The organism is Acanthopleuribacter pedis, from assembly GCF_017377855.1.
In the GTDB taxonomy this organism is placed as follows: domain Bacteria; phylum Acidobacteriota; class Holophagae; order Acanthopleuribacterales; family Acanthopleuribacteraceae; genus Acanthopleuribacter; species Acanthopleuribacter pedis.
Genome location: NZ_JAFREP010000008.1, coordinates 368,502 through 389,854, shown reverse-complemented (window position 1 = coordinate 389,854; position 21,353 = coordinate 368,502). Strand labels below are relative to the sequence as shown.

Sequence of the window (21,353 nt, the reverse complement as noted above, 5' to 3'; positions counted from 1 at the left end):
TTCTGAGCCAGGATCAAACTCTCATGTTGATGCCTGTTGTTTGTTTCAAGAACAAACGAAACTGACTAGGTTCATTACCAACCTCGTGTCGGTAATGACGTGTTTCTCTTCCATTTTCAACTTTCAACCAACTCGGCGTTGTGTGCCGCCGACAAGATGCAGATTCTAGGGACTCTCCTCCAAACTGTCAAACCCTTTTTTGAACTTTTTCTCACATTTCTCTCAAACAGCTCGTATAAAACATCTTAGCTTTTGCTCGACTTTTCACACGCCCCTTGCCCCCCAATTCCCCCCATGGTTACCCATATATAGAAAGAACCGAGCCTCGCCCCCGGTCGCCCCGGCCATCCCCTATACATTAATTTATTACTCGTACCGGTAAGCGGTAAAAAGGCCGCCACCCGGTCGCCAAAAACAACAACCTGGACAAACACCGAACAGAAAGGTGACGGGATCCCGACAGCCAAGCGCAAAAAAATGAACAGGTTCAACCCGAAACCCTATATACCGCAGGGCTGAATTCGCTTTTGAACTCATTTTTTTTATGGTTTAATAAGCCCGTTTGACGTGGCGTAGCCATGTCTTTTCGCAAGAACACAACCCCACCAATGCGTTTTTTCAGTGTTCTTTTTAGCAATTCGGTTGCCTCCAGTCTGGTTTTGTTTGGGCAGCCACTTTTAAGCTTTTAGGAGAATACCCCCTATGGGCGATTTCAAAATTTCGAAGGGATACACCGTCCCGGCCAAGGGAGAGGCGGCCGAAGAAATCACTGATGCAAAACACCCACCATTCGTAGGTGTTTGCCCCAATGATTTCCGCGGACTGAAACCCAAATTAGCCGTGGCGGTCAACGACGAAGTCAAAGTCGGTTCGCCACTTTTTTTTGATAAGAAAAACCCCGAACTCGTTTTTCTTTCCCCAGCCGGCGGTCGTGTCACCGCAATCAACTACGGCCCACGTCGGGTCATCGAAGAGATCATCATTGCCACCAATGACACCTATGAACACGAGATCTTCGAGAAACACACACCGGCCCAAATTTCCAAAGTCACGCGCGAGACGCTGATCCAAAAGTTGCTCGCCGGTGGTGTTTGGCCCTACCTGCGTCGACGACCGTACAACAAAATCGCCGACTACAACGTCCAGCCGAAGGGCATTTTCGTCAACTGTATGGCGACGGCCCCACTCGCGCCCCAACCATCCTACTTCTTGGCCGATAACAAGGCCGATTTTGAAGCAGGCGTGGAAGCGCTCAAAGTATTGTGCGACAAGGTTCACGTGGTCACCGACGGCAACGACGGCAAAGCCGAACTGTTCCGCGGCGTCCAGGGCGTGCAGCAACACCGCTTCACGGGGAAACACCCCGCCGGTCTGGTGGGCACCCACATCACCCACATCGATCCGCTCAACAAAGGGGAAACGGTTTGGGTCATCGACGCCGCGAATTTGGTGATGATCGGTCGCTTCTTGACCAGCGGTCGTTACCCCATCGAACGGACGGTTGCGCTTGCGGGCAACGGCCTGACCAAAACCGGTTACGTACGCACCCAAGTCGGTGCCAAGCTTGCAGACTTGACCGAGGGTCGTCTCGCGGGCGGCGAAAACCGCTTCATCAGCGGTGACATGTTGTCCGGCAACCAACGCGCGGCGGAACGCCCAATCGGTTTTTACGACACGCTTGCCACGGTTCTCCCCGAGGGTCGCGAACAACACTTCCTAGGTTGGATGAACCCCGGCTTCTCGTTGCCCAGCTTCACGCGGGCATTTGTTTCCGGCTTTTTACCCGGCAAATACAACCTGAACACCAACATCAACGGCGGCCGACGTGCGATTGTCGTTTCCGGCAACTACGACTCGGTGGTCGCGCTTGACATCCACGCCGAATTTCTCGTCAAGGCCACCCTGGCCAACGATATCGAGCAAATGGAACAGCTCGGTATTTTGGAATGCGACCCCGAAGACTTCGGTCTCGCGACCTATGTGTGCCCCTCCAAAACCGAGGTTAGCCGCATCATTGCCGAGGGCCTTGAGCTGATGGAAAAGGAAGGTTAAACAAGTGCAATTCTTAAAAGATCTTCTTCACAAGCACGAACACCACTTCATGAAGGGCGGCAAGCTCGAAAAGTTTTACCCCCTTTACGAAGCCAAAGAAAGTTTCCTATTTACACCCCGCAACGTCACCGACACCACGGTGCACGTGCGTGACGCCCTGGATTCCAAGCGTTTGATGATCACGGTTGTGGTCGCCATGCTGCCCTGTGTGTTGTTCGGTGCCTACAACGTGGGTTTCCAAGAAGCCAAAGCGGCGGGTGAAACCATCACCGACATCCAGATGTTCATCAACGGCATGATCACCATCTTGCCGATCATCATCACCAGCTACGCGGTCGGCGGCATCTGGGAAGTTCTGTTCGCGGTCACCCGCGGCCACGAAATCAACGAAGGTTTCTTGGTTACCGGCTTGCTGTTCCCGCTCACCCTCCCGCCCTCCATCCCCCTGTGGCAGGTCGCCATGGGTATTTCCTTCGGCGTCGTCGTCGGTAAGGAAATCTTTGGGGGTACCGGAATGAACGTGCTCAACCCGGCGCTGACGGCGCGGGCGTTGCTGTACTTCTCTTACCCGGTTCAAATCTCCGGTGACAAAGTGTGGATCCTGACCAACCCCGACAAAGTGGTCGACGGCTTCAGCGGCGCCACGGCGCTTTCCGTTGCCGCGGGCACGGTGCCCGGTGCTGACGCCGGCGAAGCACTCAAAAGCTTCAGCTATAGCAGCTTCGATACCGCCAGCCTCTTTTTCGGTCTGGTCCCCGGCAGCATCGGTGAAACATCGGCGCTCTGGATCCTGGTCGGCGCGGCCCTGCTTATATTACTCGGGGTCGGCAGTTGGAAAATCATGGCGGCCGTTCTCCTGGGCGCGGCAGTCACCGCATTTGGCTTGAACTTGATCGCAAGCGAAAGTTTGCCGGGCATCTTGACGCTCTCCCCAACCGATCACATCCTCGCGGGTGGTCTGTTATTCGGCGCCGTGTTCATGGCAACCGACCCGGTCAGTGCCGCGCGCACCGAAATGGGCAAATGGATTTACGGCATCTTGATCGGTGTTCTGACCGTGTTGATTCGCGTGTGGAACCCGGCATATCCCGAAGGCGCCATGCTCGCCATTTTGTTCATGAACATCTTCGCCCCGGTGATCGATCACTACGTGGTGCAAGGCAACGTAAAAAGGAGATTGAGCCGTGTCAGCTAAAAAAGGAGCGGGTTACACCTACGCATTCGCCATGGGCCTCTGTCTCGTTTGCAGCATCGGCCTTTCACTCGCCTACACGGTGCTCAAACCGATGCAGGCCGACAACGTCCGCTTGGACATTGTTCAAAACTTGTTCAGCGCGGTCGGCTACACGCCCGACCAGATCGCCGAATTGAAACCGGCCGAGGTGCTGTCGAAGTTCGAGTCCGACTTTGAAGTAAAAGTCTTGGACAAGGACAACAACGAAGCCGACACCGCCTTCATGAAAAAAGAACTGTTGGGCCTGGGTTACACCGAGGAAGCGTTGGCGAAAGAAAACGCGGCCTCCATGATGAACCTTTTCAACCGTAAGGTTAAGTTGCTGGCCCGCAAAGCGGACAAGAAGCTGGAAGAATACGATCCCGGCTACAAAGCCCTGTACGTGTACCAACCCGGCGGCACCATTGAAGCCTATGTTGTGCCCATCCAAGGCAACGGCCTGTGGGACATCATCAAAGGTTACATCGCCCTCGAGTTGGACCTGAACACGGTCAAAGGGATCAGCTTCTACGAGCACGCCGAAACGCCCGGCCTGGGCGCGCGCATTACCGAAGATTGGTTCAAACAGAACTACGTCGGCAAGCACATCCTGGGCAACGCGGGCGAATTGGTGTCCATCACCATCGCCAAGGGTAAGGTTGCCGATTCGGTTCCCGAATCCAAACACGACCACTGGGTTGACGGCATCAGCGGTGCCACGCTGACCACCAAAGGCATCAACCAATTCTTGTACGCCGATCTGCAGAAGTACGAGCCGTACTTCAAGACGCTGAGAAACTAAGAGAGGAGCGGTCATGAGTGTTGCGGAGGCCACAGCGGCCCCAGTCAAAAAAACCGAATTGTTCGGTAAAAAAGAGCGACAAATTGTCAAAGATCCCCTCTGGGACAACAACCCCATCACCCTTCAGGTTTTGGGGATTTGCTCAGCGTTGGCGGTAACAACCAGCTTGCAGCCGACGGCGGTTATGTGTGTTGCCTTGACGGCGGTTTTGACGGGTTCCAACGTCATCATCAGCCTGATGCGTAACTTCATCCCCGGCAAAATACGCATCATCGTCATGTTGTCGGTTATTTCATCCCTGGTTATCTTGGTTGACCAAACCCTGAAGGCCTTTGCCTACGGCATGAGTAAAGAACTTTCTGTATTCGTCTCCTTGATCATCACGAACTGCATCGTCATGGGTCGCGCCGAGGCGTTTGCCATGGCCAACAAACCCTGGCCCTCCTTCTTGGATGGTTTGGGCAACTCGCTCGGCTACAGCGTCATCCTGCTGATGGTCGGCTTCGGTCGCGAATTGCTCGGTAGCGGCAAAGTGTTCGGCATCCAAGTGGTGCCCCAAGCTTTGTACGAAATGGGTTACGTCGACATGGGTTTGATGATCACGCCCCCGGGCGCCTTCATCCTGCTTGGTTTCATCATTTGGATCCAACGCGAAACCTCGAAGCATTACGAAGATTAAGGTAGGCCGAACATGGAAGAGTTATTTAGCATTGCTACCAAAGCCATCTTCATCGAGAACATCTTGCTGGCCAACTTCCTCGGCATGTGTTCTTTCCTGGCTTGTTCAAAAAAGATTGAAACGGCGGTGGGTCTCGGCTTCGCGGTTATGTTCGTACTGGTCGTAACCACCCCGGTTAACTGGATCATCACCGAGTTCATGCTCAAAGACGGCGCCTTGGCGTGGTTGGGCATGCCCACCATCGACCTCAGCTTCTTGCAGTTGATCTGCTACATCGCCATCATCGCGGCGATGGTGCAGTTGGTCGAAATGATCCTCGACAAATTCTCACCCACCCTCTACAACGCATTGGGCATCTTCCTGCCCTTGATCGCGGTTAACTGTGCCATTTTGGGTACCTCCCTTTTCATGAATACCAAGGGTTACGGTTTCGTAGAGAGCACTGTCTTCGGTTTGACGTCTGGTATCGGCTGGCTCCTCGCCATCGTCGGTATGGCCGCCATCCGTACCAAACTTCAATACTCCAGTCTTCCCCCGGGTCTGCGCGGCTTGGGCATCACCATGATCATTACGGGGCTGATGGCCATTGGGTTCATGAGCTTTATCGGGATCAACATCTAGGAGGAAATCGTGGAAATCGTATTTCTTAGTGTAATCGTCTTCTCGATTGTGATCCTCACGTTGGTCACCATCTTGAACATCGCCGAAAAGAAGTTGCTGCCCCAAGGGGAAGTCCAAATTCTGATTAACGGCGATGCTGAAAAAAGCCCGACGGTTTCACCCGGCGGCACCTTGCTGGGCGCGCTCAGCAACGCCAAGGTTTTTCTGCCCTCCGCTTGCGGCGGCGGCGGAACCTGCGCCATGTGCAAATGTCAGGTACTTGAGGGCGGCGGCGACATCCTGCCGACCGAACTCACCCACATCACCCGTAAAGAAGCCAAGGAGCAATGGCGCTTGGCCTGTCAGGTGAAAGTTAAACAGGACATGAAGATCCATGTTCCAGAAGAAGTGTTCTCGATTCAGAAGTTCAACGCCACGGTACGTTCGAACGACAACGTCGCGACCTTCATCAAGGAATTCGTGCTTGATTTGGACGACGGTAAAGAACTGGATTTCGAAGCCGGCGGTTACATCCAAATCGACATTCCCGCTTACAACAACCTGAAATACAAAGACTTTGCCATCCAAGACGAGTACCACGAGGATTGGGACAAGTACAACATGTGGCGCTACATCGCCAACAACCCGGAAGACTGCTTCCGCGCTTACTCCATGGCCAACCACCCCGCCGAGGGCAACATGGTTATGTTGAACGTGCGGATTGCGTCACCACCCCCGGGCCGCGACGACATTCCGCCAGGTATTGCTTCTTCTTACATCTTCAACCTCAAACCCGGCGACAAGGTCGTGGTCAGTGGTCCTTACGGTGAGTTCTTCGCCAAGGACACGGATCGCGAAATGGTGTACATCGGTGGTGGTGCCGGTATGGCCCCGATGCGGAGCCACATCTTCGACCTGTTTCACACCAGAGACACCAAGCGCAAGGTTAGCTTCTGGTACGGCGCCCGCTCCAAGCGTGAAATGTTCTACGACGACGACTTCAAAAGCATCGTCGACAAATGGGACAACTTCTCCTACAACGTGGGCCTGTCCGACCCCAAACCTGAAGACAACTGGGATGGTTACACCGGTTTCATTCACCAAGTTGTTTATGACAACTACCTGAAAGATCACCCGGATCCCACCGAGATTGAGTACTACCTCTGTGGTCCACCCATGATGATCTCCTCGGTCAACAAAATGTTGTTCGACCTTGGCGTAGAAAAGGAAATGATCGCGTACGATGAATTCTAAAATGAATCCACCCAATTCGCGGCAAAAGCACCAACCTCGGTTGGTGCTTTTTTTGTTGCCGCTTGTGTTTCTGCTGTCCCATTGTGGCCGTCAAACCGAGGTGCTGCACTTCAACGGTCAAACAATGGGTACCTTCTATTCGGTTAAGGTGATTACCGATAACCCTTCCGCCCACAAGGACCTCTCGAGTGAGATTCAGAAGACGCTGGACCGCGTCGACCACTTGATGTCTCACTGGAAAGAATCGAGTGAAGTTTCGCGATTCAACCGGCTCCACCCCGACGCGGCGATCACGCTTTCGGCGGAAACGGCGGTTGTTGTTCAAGCAGCGCTGGATATCGCCCAACAGACAAACGGGCGATTTGATCCAACCCTGGCCCCTCTGATTGAACTCTGGGGTTTCGGCGTCAAAGATCGCCGGGGTTTCCCCGAGCCCGAGGCGATCCAAGCGGCCCAAGCCCGTTTTGGTTTCCAGCACTTGGTTTTGGAAAACGGACAACTGCGCAAAACCTTGCCCGATTTAACCCTAAACCTCAGCGCCATAGCCAAAGGCTACGGCGTGGACGCGGTCGCCCAGATGCTGCGCGAAAAAAACCTCGCGCGGTTTATGGTCGAGGTGGGCGGAGAGATATACGCCGAAGGCAACAACGCGCGCAACCAAGCATGGCGCTTGGCGGTCGAGAACCCGGTGCTTCAAGACCCGAATCAACCGATCGCGATTAGCAGCCTCCAAGGCGCGGCCTTGGCGACCTCGGGCGATTACCGCAACTACTTTGAACACGAGGGCAAAACCTACACGCATATCATCGACCCGGCCAAGGGCTACCCGGTTGAGCGCCATATCGCCTCGGTTTCGGTGATCGCACCAACCTGCATGCAGGCGGACGGTTTGGCCACGGCATTTATGGTGTTGTCGCCGGAGGAAGCCATTGCGGTGTGCGAAAGCATGGAAGGCGTCGCCTGCTTGATCGCGGTTTACGACGAAAGCGAAGGCTACCGGTTGTTCCAGAGTAACAATGCATCGCGCTGGTTCGAAATCCTCAACCCTTAAAATGCACCATCTGGACGGCGGGCCTCCCCGCCGTCAGGATCGAATCACCATGGCGTCGGTTGTAAAAGCAATTTCACCCCAGCGCTGCTTGTAGGCCATATCGGCACCGAGGTCATAGGTCAGGGTTCCCTCACCACACAAATGCTCGATCATTTTCATTTGCAAAGCGTTGCCGATGCCAAGCGCGCGGTAGCGATCATCAAAACTAAATTGAAGCCCACGAAAATGAGGCCCGAGTAAGCCACCGAAGAGAAAACCCACCAGCTTACCGTCGAGATGGGCGGTAACCGCCCGGAAGCGATCCCGCGGCCCGAGCATGGCAACCATCTCGCGATAGAAGACATACATTTCACCCTGATTAACGCCTTGTTCGGATAACCCTTTCCAACTGAGCGCCTCAACCTGCATAAAGGTGTTGAGGTATTCGCGTGCTTGTTCCGGCGCCAGGGCACCGTGGATCACCTCGAAACGCAACTGCTCGGCGCGACAAGTTCGTTGGTTGCGACGCAGGTTCTTGCGGAACTTAGACGTACGACGCGCCAGAAAACCGTCGACCCCGCCCTCAAGCGAGGCGACCCGACGCACACTTTGGGAGCCGCGGAACAGGGCAAACCGATGATGGAGCCGGGTTACCAACTTTTGCCAAACAGGCTGTTCATTTTGGAGCCCGCTGAGAAAGGCAAGTCGCCACTGGCCACCCAAATGCCGCACGGTCTGGTAAAACACATCGGCCAAAAGTTGCGAATCCGGGCCAACCAAGGGTGCGGCCAAACACCAACTGGATTCCAGGGGCAGTAAGGCGCTGCCGACCCCGGGTACCTCGCGTTGCACCAGGGCCAGAAAGTGATCGTCAATGCGGAGGATGCGCGCGCGCGATTCCGGGTAAAAAGCTTGGACCGCCGGAAGAATCCAGGCCGCGGAAGAGCAGAAAAAGTCGATACCGGCCGTCTTTAAGACCGCCTGGTCAAAATCGTCAATATGCTCCCGGAGGGCGGAAAAGGAGAGGACCTGTTCTCGGTTCATATGGCTCGCGTGGAAAAGGGATCAAGGGTCCGGGGTCGTTTGTTTTATGTAAGGTGTGACGTGTTCCAGGTGTTGCTTGAGCAGCTGAATCACATCCACAAACTCATACTCAAGAATATCGGCGATCAGGGTTAAATCTTCACTCTCTTGCGCCTCGGTCAGTTCAAGCGATTTCTCATTGAGTTCACCGAGAAACGCTTTAAACGCCTCGACCAGTTCATCGGGCACGCCTTCATTGGAGAAAAGCGTTTGAACCAATTCAAGAATGGTGGTGAGGCCGACCATGGCGTCGGTCATCATTTGAAACTGCTGTTTGGTACCCTGACCCCGAAACAACTCGGCAAGCTCGGCAAAACCGCTTTCCAACCGGTTTAAATAAGCGGCGGCTTCTTCAATAAGTTGGCCGATGTCCTGGGTCATCTCGTTTTTCTCGAGCCACACGGTCACGGTTTGGTCCCGAGCGGGAATCGCAATCAAGGCGGCCTCGTCCAGGGTCTCCAAGACTTCGCCGTCTATTTCGATTTTGGTTAAACGCTGTGATTCACCCCAAACGTGGGCTTGGGCGTGCATCAACACATCGAGCAAGGTGTTTTCTTCCGTGACATCCATTTGATGTTGGTCACCACCGAAAACCTGAAGGGTTAGCATCACGCGGCTCCTGGGTACCGGGTAATTATTTCCGGGCAAAAGTTAACAAAATCATGGCACAAACCACTCTGAATAGCTAGCCACGAGGCTAAACCCAACAAAAAAAGCCACTTGCAAAAACCGTTTTCCGGCACGCCCATTGCTTTAAGCCGACTGACGGATGCCGCGGCGCAGGATGTGATTAACCCGCGGCACAGAACAGGAGGTTCTCTCATGGTGGCGATTGCTCAGTATTTTGGTCAAAGTCAGGCGTTAACCCAGTTAAAACATTCGGAGAACGGGCTCCAACAAGCATTTGACCGCTTGTCCAGTGGTGAACGGCTGACCCAATCCTCGGACGATACGCTCGACTTCCAAATCTCCAGCCAATTGCGTTCCGACATCAAGGCCTACCGCGAGTTGCAGCGCGGCCACTTTGAAAGTGTCAGTTTCCTACAGGTCGCCGAGGGCCACCTTGAAGAGATGAATAATGTATTGACACGCATCGCGGAATTGGCGACCCAGGCGGCCTCGGACACAAGCGGCCTGGACAACAGCAACGGCAAAATCGCCCTGGATGCGGAATACCAATCCCTGCTGGAGGACATTACGCAAATTAACGACGAGGTTCGTTTTAGCAACGTTACGGTTTTTGGTTCCAGCGGCTCGGCGATCACGGTCAACCTGACCCCCGACGTGCTGGACGCCACCGAAAGCATGCAGGTCTCAACCTCGTCCATCTCCCTGTCCTCGCTCGGTTTGGCAACCACCGATTTAACCACGGAAGCAACGGCGAGCGCGGTTTTGGAACAAGTCAACATCGCCATTGAACAGGTCAACCGCCAACGGGGACGCCTGGGAACAGCGGCCATTCGCATCATGGACAACATGGATTACCTGGAACAACGTTTGGTTAACATGCAAGGTCAAGAAGGCGCCATTCGCGATGCGGATATCGCGGACGAAACGGTACAACTCACCAAGTACCAGATCTTGAACCAATCCAATGTCTCGGTTTTGGCCCAAGCCAACCTCAAGGCGGAATCGGTACTTCAGTTGCTGGGTTAAGCACCCAAGCCGAGGGAGCGCGAGTCATCTCGCGCCGAGACCCAAGCGGACCGGAACACAACGACAAGGAAACAATCATGCTAGGTACGCCGACATACCATCGCTATCCACCCCCCGCCCAAATGCCGCGCATGCGCAAAACCCGTAAACCGGCAGGTACCGCGACAACCGGGGCGACGGAACGAACCACACCCAACCCGGCAGCGACCAAAACAACCCCGTCACGGGCGACGACAAACGGCGGGTTCTCCCACGCCGAAGATTTGGTAGCGCGTCTCAACGCCCGCCTGGCTCCCTACAACACGGCGCTATATTTTGAAGCGGGCGGTGCCCAACAAAGTCCGCTCATCGATATGAAGCAACAAGCCGACCAACAACTGGTTCGCCGCTTCGCCGCCCAAGACATGCTGGAACTGGAACGCGGCGTTTTCGAACTTTCCGGTTTCCACCTCAGCCTCACCGCATAAGAACCAAAACCTCCACCCTCCCTGCTTTTCTAGCCGTTGGTTGTACCGCGGTTCTGTTTTATAGTAAGGCGTGCCTCAAAAACGGGCACAACACGCACCGGGAGAGCAGGATGATGAAACGGATCTTAACGCGCGAGGTCGCCGTCGGCGGCGTAACCATCGGCGGAAACCAACCGATTGCGGTCCAATCGATGATTGTCGAAGACACGGCCAACGTGAAGGGTTGCATCGACGAGATCCTGAAATTACACGACGCCGGTTGCGAAATTGTCCGCGTCACAACACCCAACCTCAAGGACGCCCACCATTTAGGCGCGATTCGCGAGGGGTTGGCCAAGGTTGGCAAAAGCCATATCCCCCTGGTCGCGGATATTCACCACAACGGTTACAAAATCGCGCAGGAAGTGTCGCGCTACGTCGACAAGATCCGCATTAACCCCGGCTTGTTTGTTTTTAAACGACGCAACCCGGGCGAAGAATACAGCGACGCCGAGATTCGCGAGGAACAAGACAAGATCCGCGAACAAATGGTCAAGGTAATTGAAGCCTGCAAAACCAACCAAACGGCGATGCGCATCGGCGTCAATCACGGCTCACTGAGCGAACGGATGCTGTTCATCCACGGCGATACCCCCGCGGGTATGGTCGAAAGCGCGCTTGAGTTTATCGATATTTGCGAGGACGAGGCTTATTACGACATCATCGTCTCTCTCAAGGCTTCGCGCGTTCCGGTCATGTTGGAAGCAAACCGCCTGATTGCACGGCGTTGGGCCGACCGCCTCAACGCCTATCCCCTGCACCTCGGCGTGACCGAGGCGGGCGACGGCCAATACGCACGGGTGAAATCCACCGCGGGCATCGCTACCTTGTTGGCGGAAGGCATCGGCGACACAATCCGCGTTTCACTCGCCGAGGACCCGATTGAAGAGATCCCGGTGTGTTACGACATTTTGCAGTCACTGGGTTTGCGCAAAACCAAGGTCGAATTCATCGCCTGTCCCTCCTGCGGTCGTACCAAGTTCAATCTAACCGAGGTGGTGCCCAAGGTGCGCGCCGCCACGGAACACCTCAAAGGCCTCGACATCGCCATCATGGGTTGTATTGTCAACGGACCCGGCGAAATGGCCGACGCTGATTACGGTTACGTTGGGAAGGGTTTGGGCCGCGTCGCGATTTACCGCGGTCGCGAGGAAGTTCTCAAGAACGTACCCGAGAATGAAGGTGTCACCAAGTTGATCGCCCTGATTAAAGAAGACGGACGCTGGGAAGAGCCGGCGCGAAAGGCAGCTACCCCTTGATTTATTGCCAACATTGCACCACCCCGAACGAGCCAGGCACCCAATTTTGCAAAAAGTGCGGCAACAAGCTGTTGTTGGTCGGCGGCGGGCAGCGCTGGGAAGAACCGGAAGTACCACGCCTTTCCATGGAAGATCACTTCCTCGAACGCATTTCGCACCTGGAAGAGCTGACCAACCAATTACAAGAACAGGTCGCTCGGCTGGATGAAGCCCAAGACATGTTCGAACGCAACGCCTTCGTCACCCGTGCCGGGGTCACGGCCTTGGTCGATACACTAAAAGAATCCAAGCTGTTGCGGGAAGACCTGTTGTACCAACGCTGGGAAGTCACCCTCGCCGAGCAAATGGAAGAAGCCCGCCACCGCGAACGCTTCTCCCACATGAAAAACCGTTTCATTGCTTTGTTCCGGGGCGAAGCCCAGCATCGCGCGACTTTTATCAAATTGATCGAAGAAGCCGAGTTACATATTTATTCGGACCGCTTTTCGGACAGTACGGAGATTTTGGTCAAGGCGCTGAAACTGGACGAAGCCAACTACGAGCTGGCTTTTTATCTGGCCGAGGACGAACACCAGTTGGGCAAAAGCGAAGAAGCCAAAGAATTTTTGGAATTGGCCCTCGCGGCCAAGCCGGACCACGCGGGTTCCCTGCTGTTGTTGGGCCTACACCATTTCGATGAAGGTGAAACCGACGCGGCACGCCGCTATTTATCGGAATGCTTGGAAGTCAACCCCAACCATCCGCGCGCCATGCTCAGCTTGGGGGCGCTGCATGTGGCCGAGGGCGAATGGCTCGCGGCAAAACCACTGCTGGTCCAATCGGCGCGCCAAGATCCCCAAGCCCAGACTTACTACTTGCTCGGCATTATCGCCAAAAAGCAGAACAAACTCAAAGACGCCATCGACCATCTCACCCAAGCAACGGAGCTGGACCCGGAACACGAGGAAGCGGTATTCACGCTGGGCATGGTGTACCTGGAACGCGGCTGGACGCGCAAGGCACGCACCTGTTTCGCGCGCGCCATGGAACTCAACCCCAACCGGCTGGGTGTTTCCGAGGATCCGGTTCTGGAAAACCAGACCGAGATGGACGGCGAAACGGAAATCGCCGGCGACGATTTACAGCGGCTTGAGTTCGCGGAAGAGTTGGTCGGCAAGGGCAAACTCAAACAGGCGCTACCCCACTACCGCCAGTTGGTAAAACAGTTCCCGGAAAGTTACCCCTTGCGCCTGAGCCACGCGATTGTCACCTTTAGCTTGAAACGGTATGAGGAAACGCTGAAGGTCATCCAAAAAGCGATGTCCATGGACTTACCGGACACGGCACGTTGCATGGCTTACACCTTGGAAATGGAATCCTTCCGCGCGCTGGCCCGCTACGACGAGGCCATCGCCTCGCTCACGGAAATGGCGCAAGTTTTCCCCAGCGGCTACGGCCACACCATTGCCAGCTACGGCTTGGCGTTGACCAAGGCGGACCTGGGTCAAGATCTCAAGGCCGCGGAAGAGTTGGCGAAGGAAGCCTTGCAAATGAGCCCGCCCGAGTTTCGCCACAACGCCCTGGACGCCCTGGGCTGGGTCTTTTTTAAACAAGGCCGCCTGGAAGAAGCGTTGGAATTGCTGGAAAACGCCTTGTCGATGCAGGAAACCATCAAACACCTGTACCACTACGGCATGATCCTCCTGGCGCTGAATCTTCAAGAAGAAGCCTTTAAGGTCTTTGAACGCACGGTCAAATTGCGACCGGCCAGCAACCCGATTGAGGATTTTGTGTTCCCCGAATTTAGCTTTGAAATCGACGGTCGCGAAGACTAGATTGAGGAGCGTAGCCGAGGATGCCGGCAACCCCCTCGATTTTTCCAACAGACAGTAAGGGTGGCGACCATTAAAGAGATCGCGGAACATCTGCGCAAGCAATTAAACGAGCTGCCGACGGCGCCGGGTGTCTACCTGTTTTCGGATAAGAAACGCAAGCTGTTGTACGTGGGCAAAGCGCGGAATTTGCGTGCACGGGTGCGCAGCTATTTCCAAAAAAGCCTGAAATCACCGCGCATCGAACGCATGATCGCCAAAATCGATCATCTCGAAATCGTCATCACCCAAACCGAATCGGAAGCGCTGTTGCTGGAAAACAGCCTGATCAAAAACAACAAACCCCATTTCAATGTGTTGTTGCGCGACGACAAAACCTATCCCTATATCCGCATTACCAAAGAACCCTTTCCGCGCGTGACCTTCACGCGGCGGCGCCGGAAGAAAGACGATTTGTACGGGCCCTTTCCCAACGCCAAGGCGGCACGGCAGGCGATTAAGCTGATGCACCAACATTTTAAGGTGCGCAACTGTGACTTGAAGCTGGGCGAAAAAGAATACCGACCCTGTCTGCAGTACCACATCAAACGCTGCGATGCGCCCTGTGCCTTTTTGGTGGACGAAGCAACCTACCTGCACGGCATCGACCGCGCGCGTTTGTTCCTGCAAGGCAAACGCGACGATTTGGTGGTCGAAATTTCGTCGCAGATGAAAACCGCGGCGGCCGCGTTCGAATACGAACGCGCCGCATACTTCCGCGACCTGCTCGGGCTGGTCACCCGCGTGCAACTCAACCAACAGGTTGCCAACCTCAGTTATTCGCGCTTGGATGTGGTGATCGCGCGCGTTGAAGGTTGGGAAGTGGCGATTTTGATCACGGTCATTCGCGGCGGCGCGGTGGTGCGCAGCGCCCAGTTTAAGGTAGACCTGGAAGACGAGGCGGTGGGCGATGTGGCCAAATGGCTCACGCACTATTACCTCAACCACGAGGATCCACCAGACGAGATCGTGGTGGAAAAAGACGAGGGCTTGGCGGTTTTGGGCGCGGCCCTGGCGGCGGCGGAGAAACGCGCGATTCAGGTGACAGTCCCCCAACGCGGCACCAAAAAACGCCTGCTCACCATGACCGAGGAAACCTTACGCGCCAACTTGGAACTACAAGCGGCTGAGAAAGAAGAACATCCCGGCGTGGTGCAGCTGGCCGACGCCCTCGCATTGTCGCAACTGCCGAAACGCATGGAGTGTTTTGATATCAGCAACACGCAGGGCACCCATTCCGTGGCTTCGATGGTGTCGTTTTTCGACGGACGCCCGGACAAGAAGAACTACCGCAAGTTCAACATCAAAACGGTAGAAGGTCCCAACGATTTCGCGTCGATGGCGGAGGTGGTCGGACGCCGTTACCGCCGCCTGCTCAGCGAGGGCAAGGATTTGCCGGATTTGATCATTGTCGACGGCGGTTTGGGTCAACTACACGCGGCCCACGAGGTCTTGCAAGGCCTCGGCTTGGGGGATCATCCCTTAATCGGTTTGGCCAAACGCGAGGAACTAATCTACCGCACCCACACCAACGAACCGGTGGCGATTCCGCACCACGAACCGGCCTTGCGCCTCATGCAGCACATCCGCAACGAGGCCCACCGCTTCGGCATTACGTTCCACCGGAGCAAACGGGCCAAGGCGATGATTCACTCCGAGCTGGAGGAAATTCCCGGTTTGGGACCAACCCGCATCAAAAAGTTGCTGCACCACTTCGGCAGCGTGCGACGCATTCGCGATGCGGACCAGGCCCAGTTGGCGCAAATCGTCGGGCCACGCATCGCCCAAACGATTCGCGAGCATTTGCGTTAACCCGCATTCACCGCGGCCAGACGGGAAAACCGTTGCAAAAACAACGCTTTCACAAAAACGCGCGGCATATGCGTGGCGGAAAGGGTTATAATGGCCACATTTATTGGGATAAATCGAGAGGGTGTGTCCAATGAAGTACCTGATACAAATCTGTTTCGCACTGCTCGTGATCGGCGGGCTGGCCGCTTGTAAAGACGAAAAGGCGGAAAAAGCCAAGCAGCTTTATGATCGCGCGGAACTGTACGCGGAACGCCGCCAGTTTGCGCAAGCTATTGAAATTATGCAACGTATTCAGATTGATTACGGTGAAACCGAATACGGCCCACGCTCCGAAAAAATGATCGACGATTACCGAGGGTTGGAACGACTGGTTTTGGATAACGACCGCCAGGAAATTCGTTCCAAGTTTTCGCGCATCCACCGCGCCCTGGATAACTACCGCGTGCGGTTTTTGTCTTATCCGATCACTACCGAAGACATGAAAAAACTCCCCTCCGTTGTGAATCCCGAGTGGGTCGATCCCTGGGGCAACCCCATTTATTACAAACCCACCTACAGCTCCAACCGTATCCCGCGCCGCGCGCCCGACGGTTATGTCTTGGCCAGTTTCGGCAAAGACGGGTTGCCGGGTGGGACCGGTCAAGATCTGGACCTTTTCTACAAAGACAACAAAGAAATCGAAACGCTTTTCCCTCAAGATTAGCCGGCCATTTCATATTCCCAAAAACCTCGCGCGGCCCCCTCGGGCTGTTCGCGAGGTTTTTTCGTTCCCGCATCAATGAAGGTTCATCATGGGCCGCAAGTTTTTCTGAAGGATTAAGCCGTGAGTATTAAAGAAACTGTTCTCAAACAACTGGAATCCATCGTTCACCAATTTCGCAACGTCGAGGAACAGATGGCCGACCCCTCGGTGATCGCGGACACCAAACGCTACAACGGCTTGGCCAAGCAGTACCGCGAGTTGGAACCCATCATCGCGGCCCACAAGGAATACCATTCGGCCAACGACGATTTGACCGAATACGAGTCCTTGTTGGCGGGAAAAAATGAAGATCCCGAATTGTTGGAAATGGCGCGCGAGGCCTTACCCGAAACCAAAGAAGCGGTTGAGAAGGCGTTTTTCGACCTACAACGGTTGCTCCTGCCCAAGGATCCGCTGGACGGAAAAAACGTCATTTTGGAGATCCGCGCGGGCACGGGCGGCGACGAGGCGGGCCTGTTCGCGGCCGAAATGTTCCGCGCCTACCAACGTTTTTCCGAGGCCAACGGCTGGAAAATGACCGTTTCCAGCGTCAATGAGTCCGGTATCGGCGGGTTCAAGGAAGTTTCGGCCGTGGTGGAAGGCACCGATGTGTTCTCCCAGCTTAAATACGAGAGCGGTACCCACCGCGTGCAACGGGTCCCCAAAACCGAATCCCAGGGTCGCGTGCATACCTCGGCGATCACGGTCGCCATTCTGGCGGAGGCGGAGGACGTCGGCATTGAAGTCAAAGAAACCGATTTGAAAGTCGATACCTACCGCAGTTCGGGCGCGGGCGGTCAGCACGTCAACACGACCGACTCGGCGGTACGCCTCACGCACCTTCCCACCGGGGTGGTCGTCCAATGTCAGGATGAACGTTCCCAAATTAAAAACAAAGAAAAGGCGTTAAAGGCACTGCGGGCCCACCTCTACGACCTCAAGCTGCGCGAACAACAGGAACAAATCGCGGCGGACCGCAAGAACATGGTCGGCAGCGGCGACCGTTCCGAAAAAATCCGCACCTACAATTTCCCCCAAGGTCGGGTCACGGATCACCGAATCAAAGTGACCTTGTACCAATTGGACGACTTTATGAACGGCGGCATGAAGGAAATGATCGAAGCCTGCCGCACCAATTTTGAAGCACGTCGTATTAACGAAGCGTTCGGAGAGCAAGACTAAAATGAACTGGCAAACCTTCCTACAAAAAGAAATGACGCGTTTTCCCGAGGAAGACCGCGCCCGCACCATCCGCCACATCCGCGAATTGGCCGCCAATCTGAGTGGTAAAAGTTCTTCTTATTTGGCCACGGCCCCCGAATGGGAACCCGGCCCGGAACTGCTGGCCAAACTGAGCAAAGCCTTGGACGAGGCTTTGGAAGGGCGCCCCTGGGCCTACTTGCTCGGCAGTATGCCGTTTCACCGGTGGACCTTTAAATGCGACGAACGCGCGCTGATCCCCCGTGTTGAGACGGAGTGGCTGGTCGATGCAATCATCAAAAAACACGGGGACAAGCCACCCGCGCGTCTGTTGGATTTGTGCTGTGGCTCCGGCAACATCGGCTTGAGTTTGGCGGCGGCTTTTCCCGACAGCCATGTGGTCCTCACCGACATCAGCCAAGACGCGCTGGATTTGGCCGGCGAGAATGCTGAACTTTTGGGTGTCGCCGACCGCGTCACCATTCGTCAGGGCGACCTGTGGGATTGCCTGAACGAGGGCGAACGCTTCGATTGCATCACCGCCAACCCCCCTTATGTGGATCCCACCGACTGGCTCCAACCCGGTGTTGCAGAATATGAGCCCCACGTGGCGCTGTACAGCGAAGACCGCGGCCGTGCGCATATCAAATTGATTCTAAACCGCTTAAACGATTTTTTAACTCCCGAGGGTTATGCCGCCTTTGAGTTATCCCACGAGCATCAACACCGTTTGGGAACATTTCTTGAAGAAAAATTTGACCGCGGCGATTACAATTGGGGGCCTGATCCGAGCGGGGTCTACCGTTTCCTTTGGATTTATTCCCAAGCAAACAAGGCCTTGACCCGCTAGCAACAGGGATAAGCACGCCGGCCGGGGCTCATTGCGGCCCCCGAGCGCCGGCTTTTTTTGGACGGATTTGTGTGAAAAATTCGCGGTTCATGAGGACTTCATATTGTTTTCATGTTGCCGCCCGAAGATACAAACCGTCGGGGATGCGGCTGTAAGAAGCCGGGGGAAGGCGACTCCCCCACTTCACTTTCCCAAACCGCAACCCTTTTTAATGATGTTTTTTAAGGATTCGACGCATGGATAAACTCGTTCTCATTGGTAACGGCCCTCTTGAGGGAGAAGTTCGTATTAGCGGCGCCAAAAACGCCTCACTCCCTTGCCTTGCCGCCTCCATTCTTACCGCGGGCGCGGTCTCCCTCACCAACTTGCCCTGGGTACGCGACATTTACACGATGTGCGACCTCATTCGCGAACTGGGTCTCGAAATCAATGACAACGAAGACGGTGTCGCTATCAAAGGCGCCAAAATCAATTCACACATCGCCCCGTACCAATTGGTCAAAACCATGCGGGCCTCCATTTTGGTACTGGGCCCCTTGCTGGCCCGCTTGGGCCGCGCCCAGGTCAGTTTGCCGGGCGGTTGCGCCATCGGCGCGCGGCCGGTGGATCTCCACTTAAAGGCGCTGGAAAAAATGGGCGCGAAAATCAAACTGGAGCACGGCTATATCGACGCCCAGGCCGAACGCCTCAAGGGCGCCCATATCGATTTTGAAAAGGTGACGGTAACCGGGACCGAAAACATGATGATGGCGGCCACCCTCGCCGAGGGCACCACCATCCTCGACAACGCGGCACAAGAACCCGAGGTCGTTGATTTGGCCAACATGTTGATTGCCATGGGCGCCGATATCCAAGGCGCGGGAACGAGCCGCATTGTCATCGAAGGGGTCGACAGCCTCCACGGCTGCGATCACCGCATTATTCCCGACCGTATCGAAACCGGTACTTACGTCTGCGCCGCCGCCATTACCCGCGGGCGCGTCTCAATTACCAACACGGCCCCCCAATATTTGGGCGCTTTCCTCGACGCCATGCAACGCGCCGGCTTGCCGATGGACATCCACGAGGACCGCATTGAGGTTTATCCCCACGAGGGTCTGCGTTCCGTTAACGTTGCCACCGAACCCCATCCCGGTTTTCCCACCGACATGCAGGCCCAGTTCATTGCAACCATGACCCAAGCCGAGGGCACCTCCATCGTGACGGAAAACATTTTCGAGAACCGCTTTAACCACGTTCCCGAGCTGAAACGCATGGGCGCCGATATTGTCATCGACGGCAACCGCGCGCTCACCATCGGCCCCGCCTCTTTGTCGGGCGCCCAAGTCATGGCCACCGATCTACGCGCCAGCGCATCCCTGGTCATCGCGGGCCTGATCGCCGCGGAAGAAACCACCATCGACCGCATTTACCACCTAGATCGCGGTTATTACGACTTGGAAGGCAAGTTGCGCAACCTGGGCGCCAAAATTCGCCGCGTCAAAAACGGCACCGACCAAATCCAACAAGTGGTTCAAGAACTCAGCAATATCTAACCCGCATTTCTTCCGCAAACGCTTCACAAGAACCACGAGGGCATTTCGTATAATGAGAGGTCCTCGTGGTTTTTTTATGGAGGCTTCGATGAAAAAAGTGGTGTTAAGCCAAACCATTCACCCGGACGGCATGGCGGCCCTCGCCGAAGCCCCGGTCCATTTGGTCGCCCTGCAGAGTGATCGCCCCACCAGCCGGGAAACCCTGGCCGCCAACATGGCCGACTGCGACATCTTGATTTCGATGCCCGGGGACTGCATCGACCGCGCCCTCATCGAAGCCGCGCCCAAGCTCAAACTGATTGCCCAGCACGCGGTCGGCTACGACAACATCGATACCGACGCCGCCGCCGAACGCGGCATCGTCGTCACCAACACACCGGGCGCGGTGACCGAGGCCACTGCCGAAATGACCTTTGCTCTGATGTTGGCCGTGGCGCGCCGCATCGGTGAAGGCGAAACCTTGCTGCGCAACGGCTTGTTTTTTGGTTGGCACCCCATGCAGCTATTGGGGATTGATTTGTTTGGCGCCACGCTGGGAATTGTCGGTTACGGGCGAATCGGCCGGGCGGTCGCGCAACGGGCGGAAGCTTTCGGTATGAAGGTTGTTTACCACGGCCGGGATAACGGAATGCCGCTGGACGCGTTGCTCGGCAGGAGCGACATCGTTTCCCTCCATTGCCCGCTTAACCGCGAGACCCATCATTTAATGAACCGAACCCGGTTGGCCCAGATGAAACAAGGCGCCTTGCTGATCAATACCGCACGCGGTCCGATCATCGATGAATCGGCGCTGGTCGAAGCCCTCGAACAAAACCATTTGGGCGGGGTCGGCTTGGACGTTTTCGAACGGGAACCCAAGGTCCACCCGGGATTGCTCAACTTCCGCAACGTGGTGGCCACGCCCCACCAGGGCACCTCCACCTGGGGCACCCGCAAGCGGATGGCGTCGCGGGTAATGGACAACGTTTCCGCATTTTTAGCCGGCAAGAAGCCACCCAATCAGGTGGTGTGAGCGTTCATTCGGTCGAGCCCCCCGGGAAAGAGCCGGCCCCCAAAAGTCATCCATCAAATCGCCCTCGGGCCGCAAGGCTTCGATGAATCCTAGCCCGCATTTCTCACAAGGAATTCTGCTACGAAGCCGAAACCCATGCGATTACGAGGGGGCGGCCATCCGCATTACTCGGTCGAGCCGCCTTCGCCGTAGCGCTGCTACGCCTATGTCGTCTCTCG

19 protein-coding genes are annotated in these 21,353 nt (G+C 55.6%); 17 read left to right on the top strand and 2 right to left on the bottom strand.

The annotated features are described in order from the left end of the window. Positions 1 to 702 precede the first annotated feature (702 nt). Genes J3U88_RS12175 through J3U88_RS12145 form a run of 7 tightly spaced genes read left to right on the top strand, consistent with a single transcriptional unit; the run spans position 703 to position 7,651 of the window. Positions 703 to 2,052, top strand: a complete 1,350-nt coding sequence (locus J3U88_RS12175) for a Na(+)-translocating NADH-quinone reductase subunit A (RefSeq protein WP_207859032.1) — start codon at positions 703 to 705, stop codon at positions 2,050 to 2,052. Between the two features lie 4 nt (positions 2,053 to 2,056). After that, complete coding sequence (locus J3U88_RS12170; RefSeq protein WP_207859031.1) at positions 2,057 to 3,247, top strand: NADH:ubiquinone reductase (Na(+)-transporting) subunit B; 1,191 nt, start codon at positions 2,057 to 2,059, stop codon at positions 3,245 to 3,247. Continuing rightward, positions 3,237 to 4,067 carry an NADH:ubiquinone reductase (Na(+)-transporting) subunit C gene (nqrC, locus tag J3U88_RS12165; protein ID WP_207859030.1) on the top strand — a complete coding sequence of 277 codons (831 nt, stop codon included), beginning with the start codon at positions 3,237 to 3,239 and terminating at the stop codon, positions 4,065 to 4,067. Before J3U88_RS12170 ends, nqrC begins: the two co-directional genes overlap by 11 nt. A 13-nt stretch (positions 4,068 to 4,080) precedes the next feature. Then, positions 4,081 to 4,746, top strand: a complete 666-nt coding sequence (locus J3U88_RS12160; RefSeq protein ID WP_243435892.1) for an NADH:ubiquinone reductase (Na(+)-transporting) subunit D — start codon at positions 4,081 to 4,083, stop codon at positions 4,744 to 4,746. A 12-nt stretch (positions 4,747 to 4,758) separates the two neighbouring features. Further along, complete coding sequence (gene nqrE / locus J3U88_RS12155) at positions 4,759 to 5,367, top strand: NADH:ubiquinone reductase (Na(+)-transporting) subunit E (RefSeq protein WP_207859029.1); 609 nt, start codon at positions 4,759 to 4,761, stop codon at positions 5,365 to 5,367. Positions 5,368 to 5,376: 9 nt separating this feature from the next. After that, positions 5,377 to 6,600 carry an NADH:ubiquinone reductase (Na(+)-transporting) subunit F gene (nqrF, locus tag J3U88_RS12150; protein WP_207859028.1) on the top strand — a complete coding sequence of 408 codons (1,224 nt, stop codon included), beginning with the start codon at positions 5,377 to 5,379 and terminating at the stop codon, positions 6,598 to 6,600. Between the two features lies 1 nt (position 6,601). Next, the gene (locus J3U88_RS12145; RefSeq protein WP_207859027.1) at positions 6,602 to 7,651 is read left to right on the top strand and encodes an FAD:protein FMN transferase; all 1,050 of its coding nucleotides are present in this window, start codon (positions 6,602 to 6,604) and stop codon (positions 7,649 to 7,651) included. Between the two features lie 33 nt (positions 7,652 to 7,684). On the opposite strand, the gene J3U88_RS12140 is transcribed toward J3U88_RS12145, so the two are convergent. Continuing rightward, positions 7,685 to 8,674, bottom strand: coding sequence for a GNAT family N-acetyltransferase (locus J3U88_RS12140; protein WP_207859026.1), 990 nt, complete (start codon positions 8,672 to 8,674; stop codon positions 7,685 to 7,687). 21 nt (positions 8,675 to 8,695) lie between these two features. Further along, positions 8,696 to 9,322: a DUF8042 domain-containing protein gene (locus J3U88_RS12135; protein WP_207859025.1), complete on the bottom strand. Its 627-nt coding sequence runs from the start codon at positions 9,320 to 9,322 to the stop codon at positions 8,696 to 8,698. Between the two features lie 213 nt (positions 9,323 to 9,535). Here J3U88_RS12135 and J3U88_RS12130 point away from each other — a divergent pair, with 213 nt between their 5' ends. The 10 genes from J3U88_RS12130 (at position 9,536) to J3U88_RS12085 (ending at position 21,135) form a co-directional block, all read left to right on the top strand. Further along, positions 9,536 to 10,369, top strand: a complete 834-nt coding sequence (locus J3U88_RS12130; RefSeq protein ID WP_207859024.1) for a flagellin N-terminal helical domain-containing protein — start codon at positions 9,536 to 9,538, stop codon at positions 10,367 to 10,369. 77 nt (positions 10,370 to 10,446) lie between these two features. Then, on the top strand, positions 10,447 to 10,836 hold the full coding sequence (locus J3U88_RS12125; protein WP_207859023.1) for a hypothetical protein: 390 nt from the start codon (positions 10,447 to 10,449) through the stop codon (positions 10,834 to 10,836). Positions 10,837 to 10,889: 53 nt separating this feature from the next. Continuing rightward, positions 10,890 to 12,134: a (E)-4-hydroxy-3-methylbut-2-enyl-diphosphate synthase gene (ispG, locus tag J3U88_RS12120; protein WP_279382523.1), complete on the top strand. Its 1,245-nt coding sequence runs from the start codon at positions 10,890 to 10,892 to the stop codon at positions 12,132 to 12,134. Next, positions 12,131 to 13,948, top strand: a complete 1,818-nt coding sequence (locus J3U88_RS12115; protein WP_207859021.1) for a tetratricopeptide repeat protein — start codon at positions 12,131 to 12,133, stop codon at positions 13,946 to 13,948. Before ispG ends, J3U88_RS12115 begins: the two co-directional genes overlap by 4 nt. 60 nt (positions 13,949 to 14,008) lie before the next feature. Beyond that, positions 14,009 to 15,796, top strand: a complete 1,788-nt coding sequence (uvrC, locus tag J3U88_RS12110) for an excinuclease ABC subunit UvrC (protein ID WP_207859020.1) — start codon at positions 14,009 to 14,011, stop codon at positions 15,794 to 15,796. Positions 15,797 to 15,926: 130 nt separating this feature from the next. Continuing rightward, entirely contained in the window at positions 15,927 to 16,499 is a 573-nt protein-coding gene (locus tag J3U88_RS12105) for a type II secretion system protein GspG (RefSeq protein WP_207859019.1), read from the top strand. Between the two features lie 120 nt (positions 16,500 to 16,619). Next, positions 16,620 to 17,720: a peptide chain release factor 1 gene (gene prfA / locus J3U88_RS12100; RefSeq protein WP_341535181.1), complete on the top strand. Its 1,101-nt coding sequence runs from the start codon at positions 16,620 to 16,622 to the stop codon at positions 17,718 to 17,720. Between the two features lies 1 nt (position 17,721). Continuing rightward, on the top strand, positions 17,722 to 18,588 hold the full coding sequence (locus tag J3U88_RS12095; RefSeq protein ID WP_207859018.1) for a N5-glutamine methyltransferase family protein: 867 nt from the start codon (positions 17,722 to 17,724) through the stop codon (positions 18,586 to 18,588). A 236-nt stretch (positions 18,589 to 18,824) separates the two neighbouring features. Beyond that, positions 18,825 to 20,123, top strand: a complete 1,299-nt coding sequence (gene murA, locus J3U88_RS12090; RefSeq protein WP_207859017.1) for a UDP-N-acetylglucosamine 1-carboxyvinyltransferase — start codon at positions 18,825 to 18,827, stop codon at positions 20,121 to 20,123. A gap of 88 nt (positions 20,124 to 20,211) precedes the next feature. Then, a complete protein-coding gene (locus J3U88_RS12085; RefSeq protein WP_207859016.1) occupies positions 20,212 to 21,135 on the top strand; it encodes a 2-hydroxyacid dehydrogenase in 924 nt (307 codons plus the stop codon). The last annotated feature ends 218 nt before the right edge of the window (positions 21,136 to 21,353 follow it).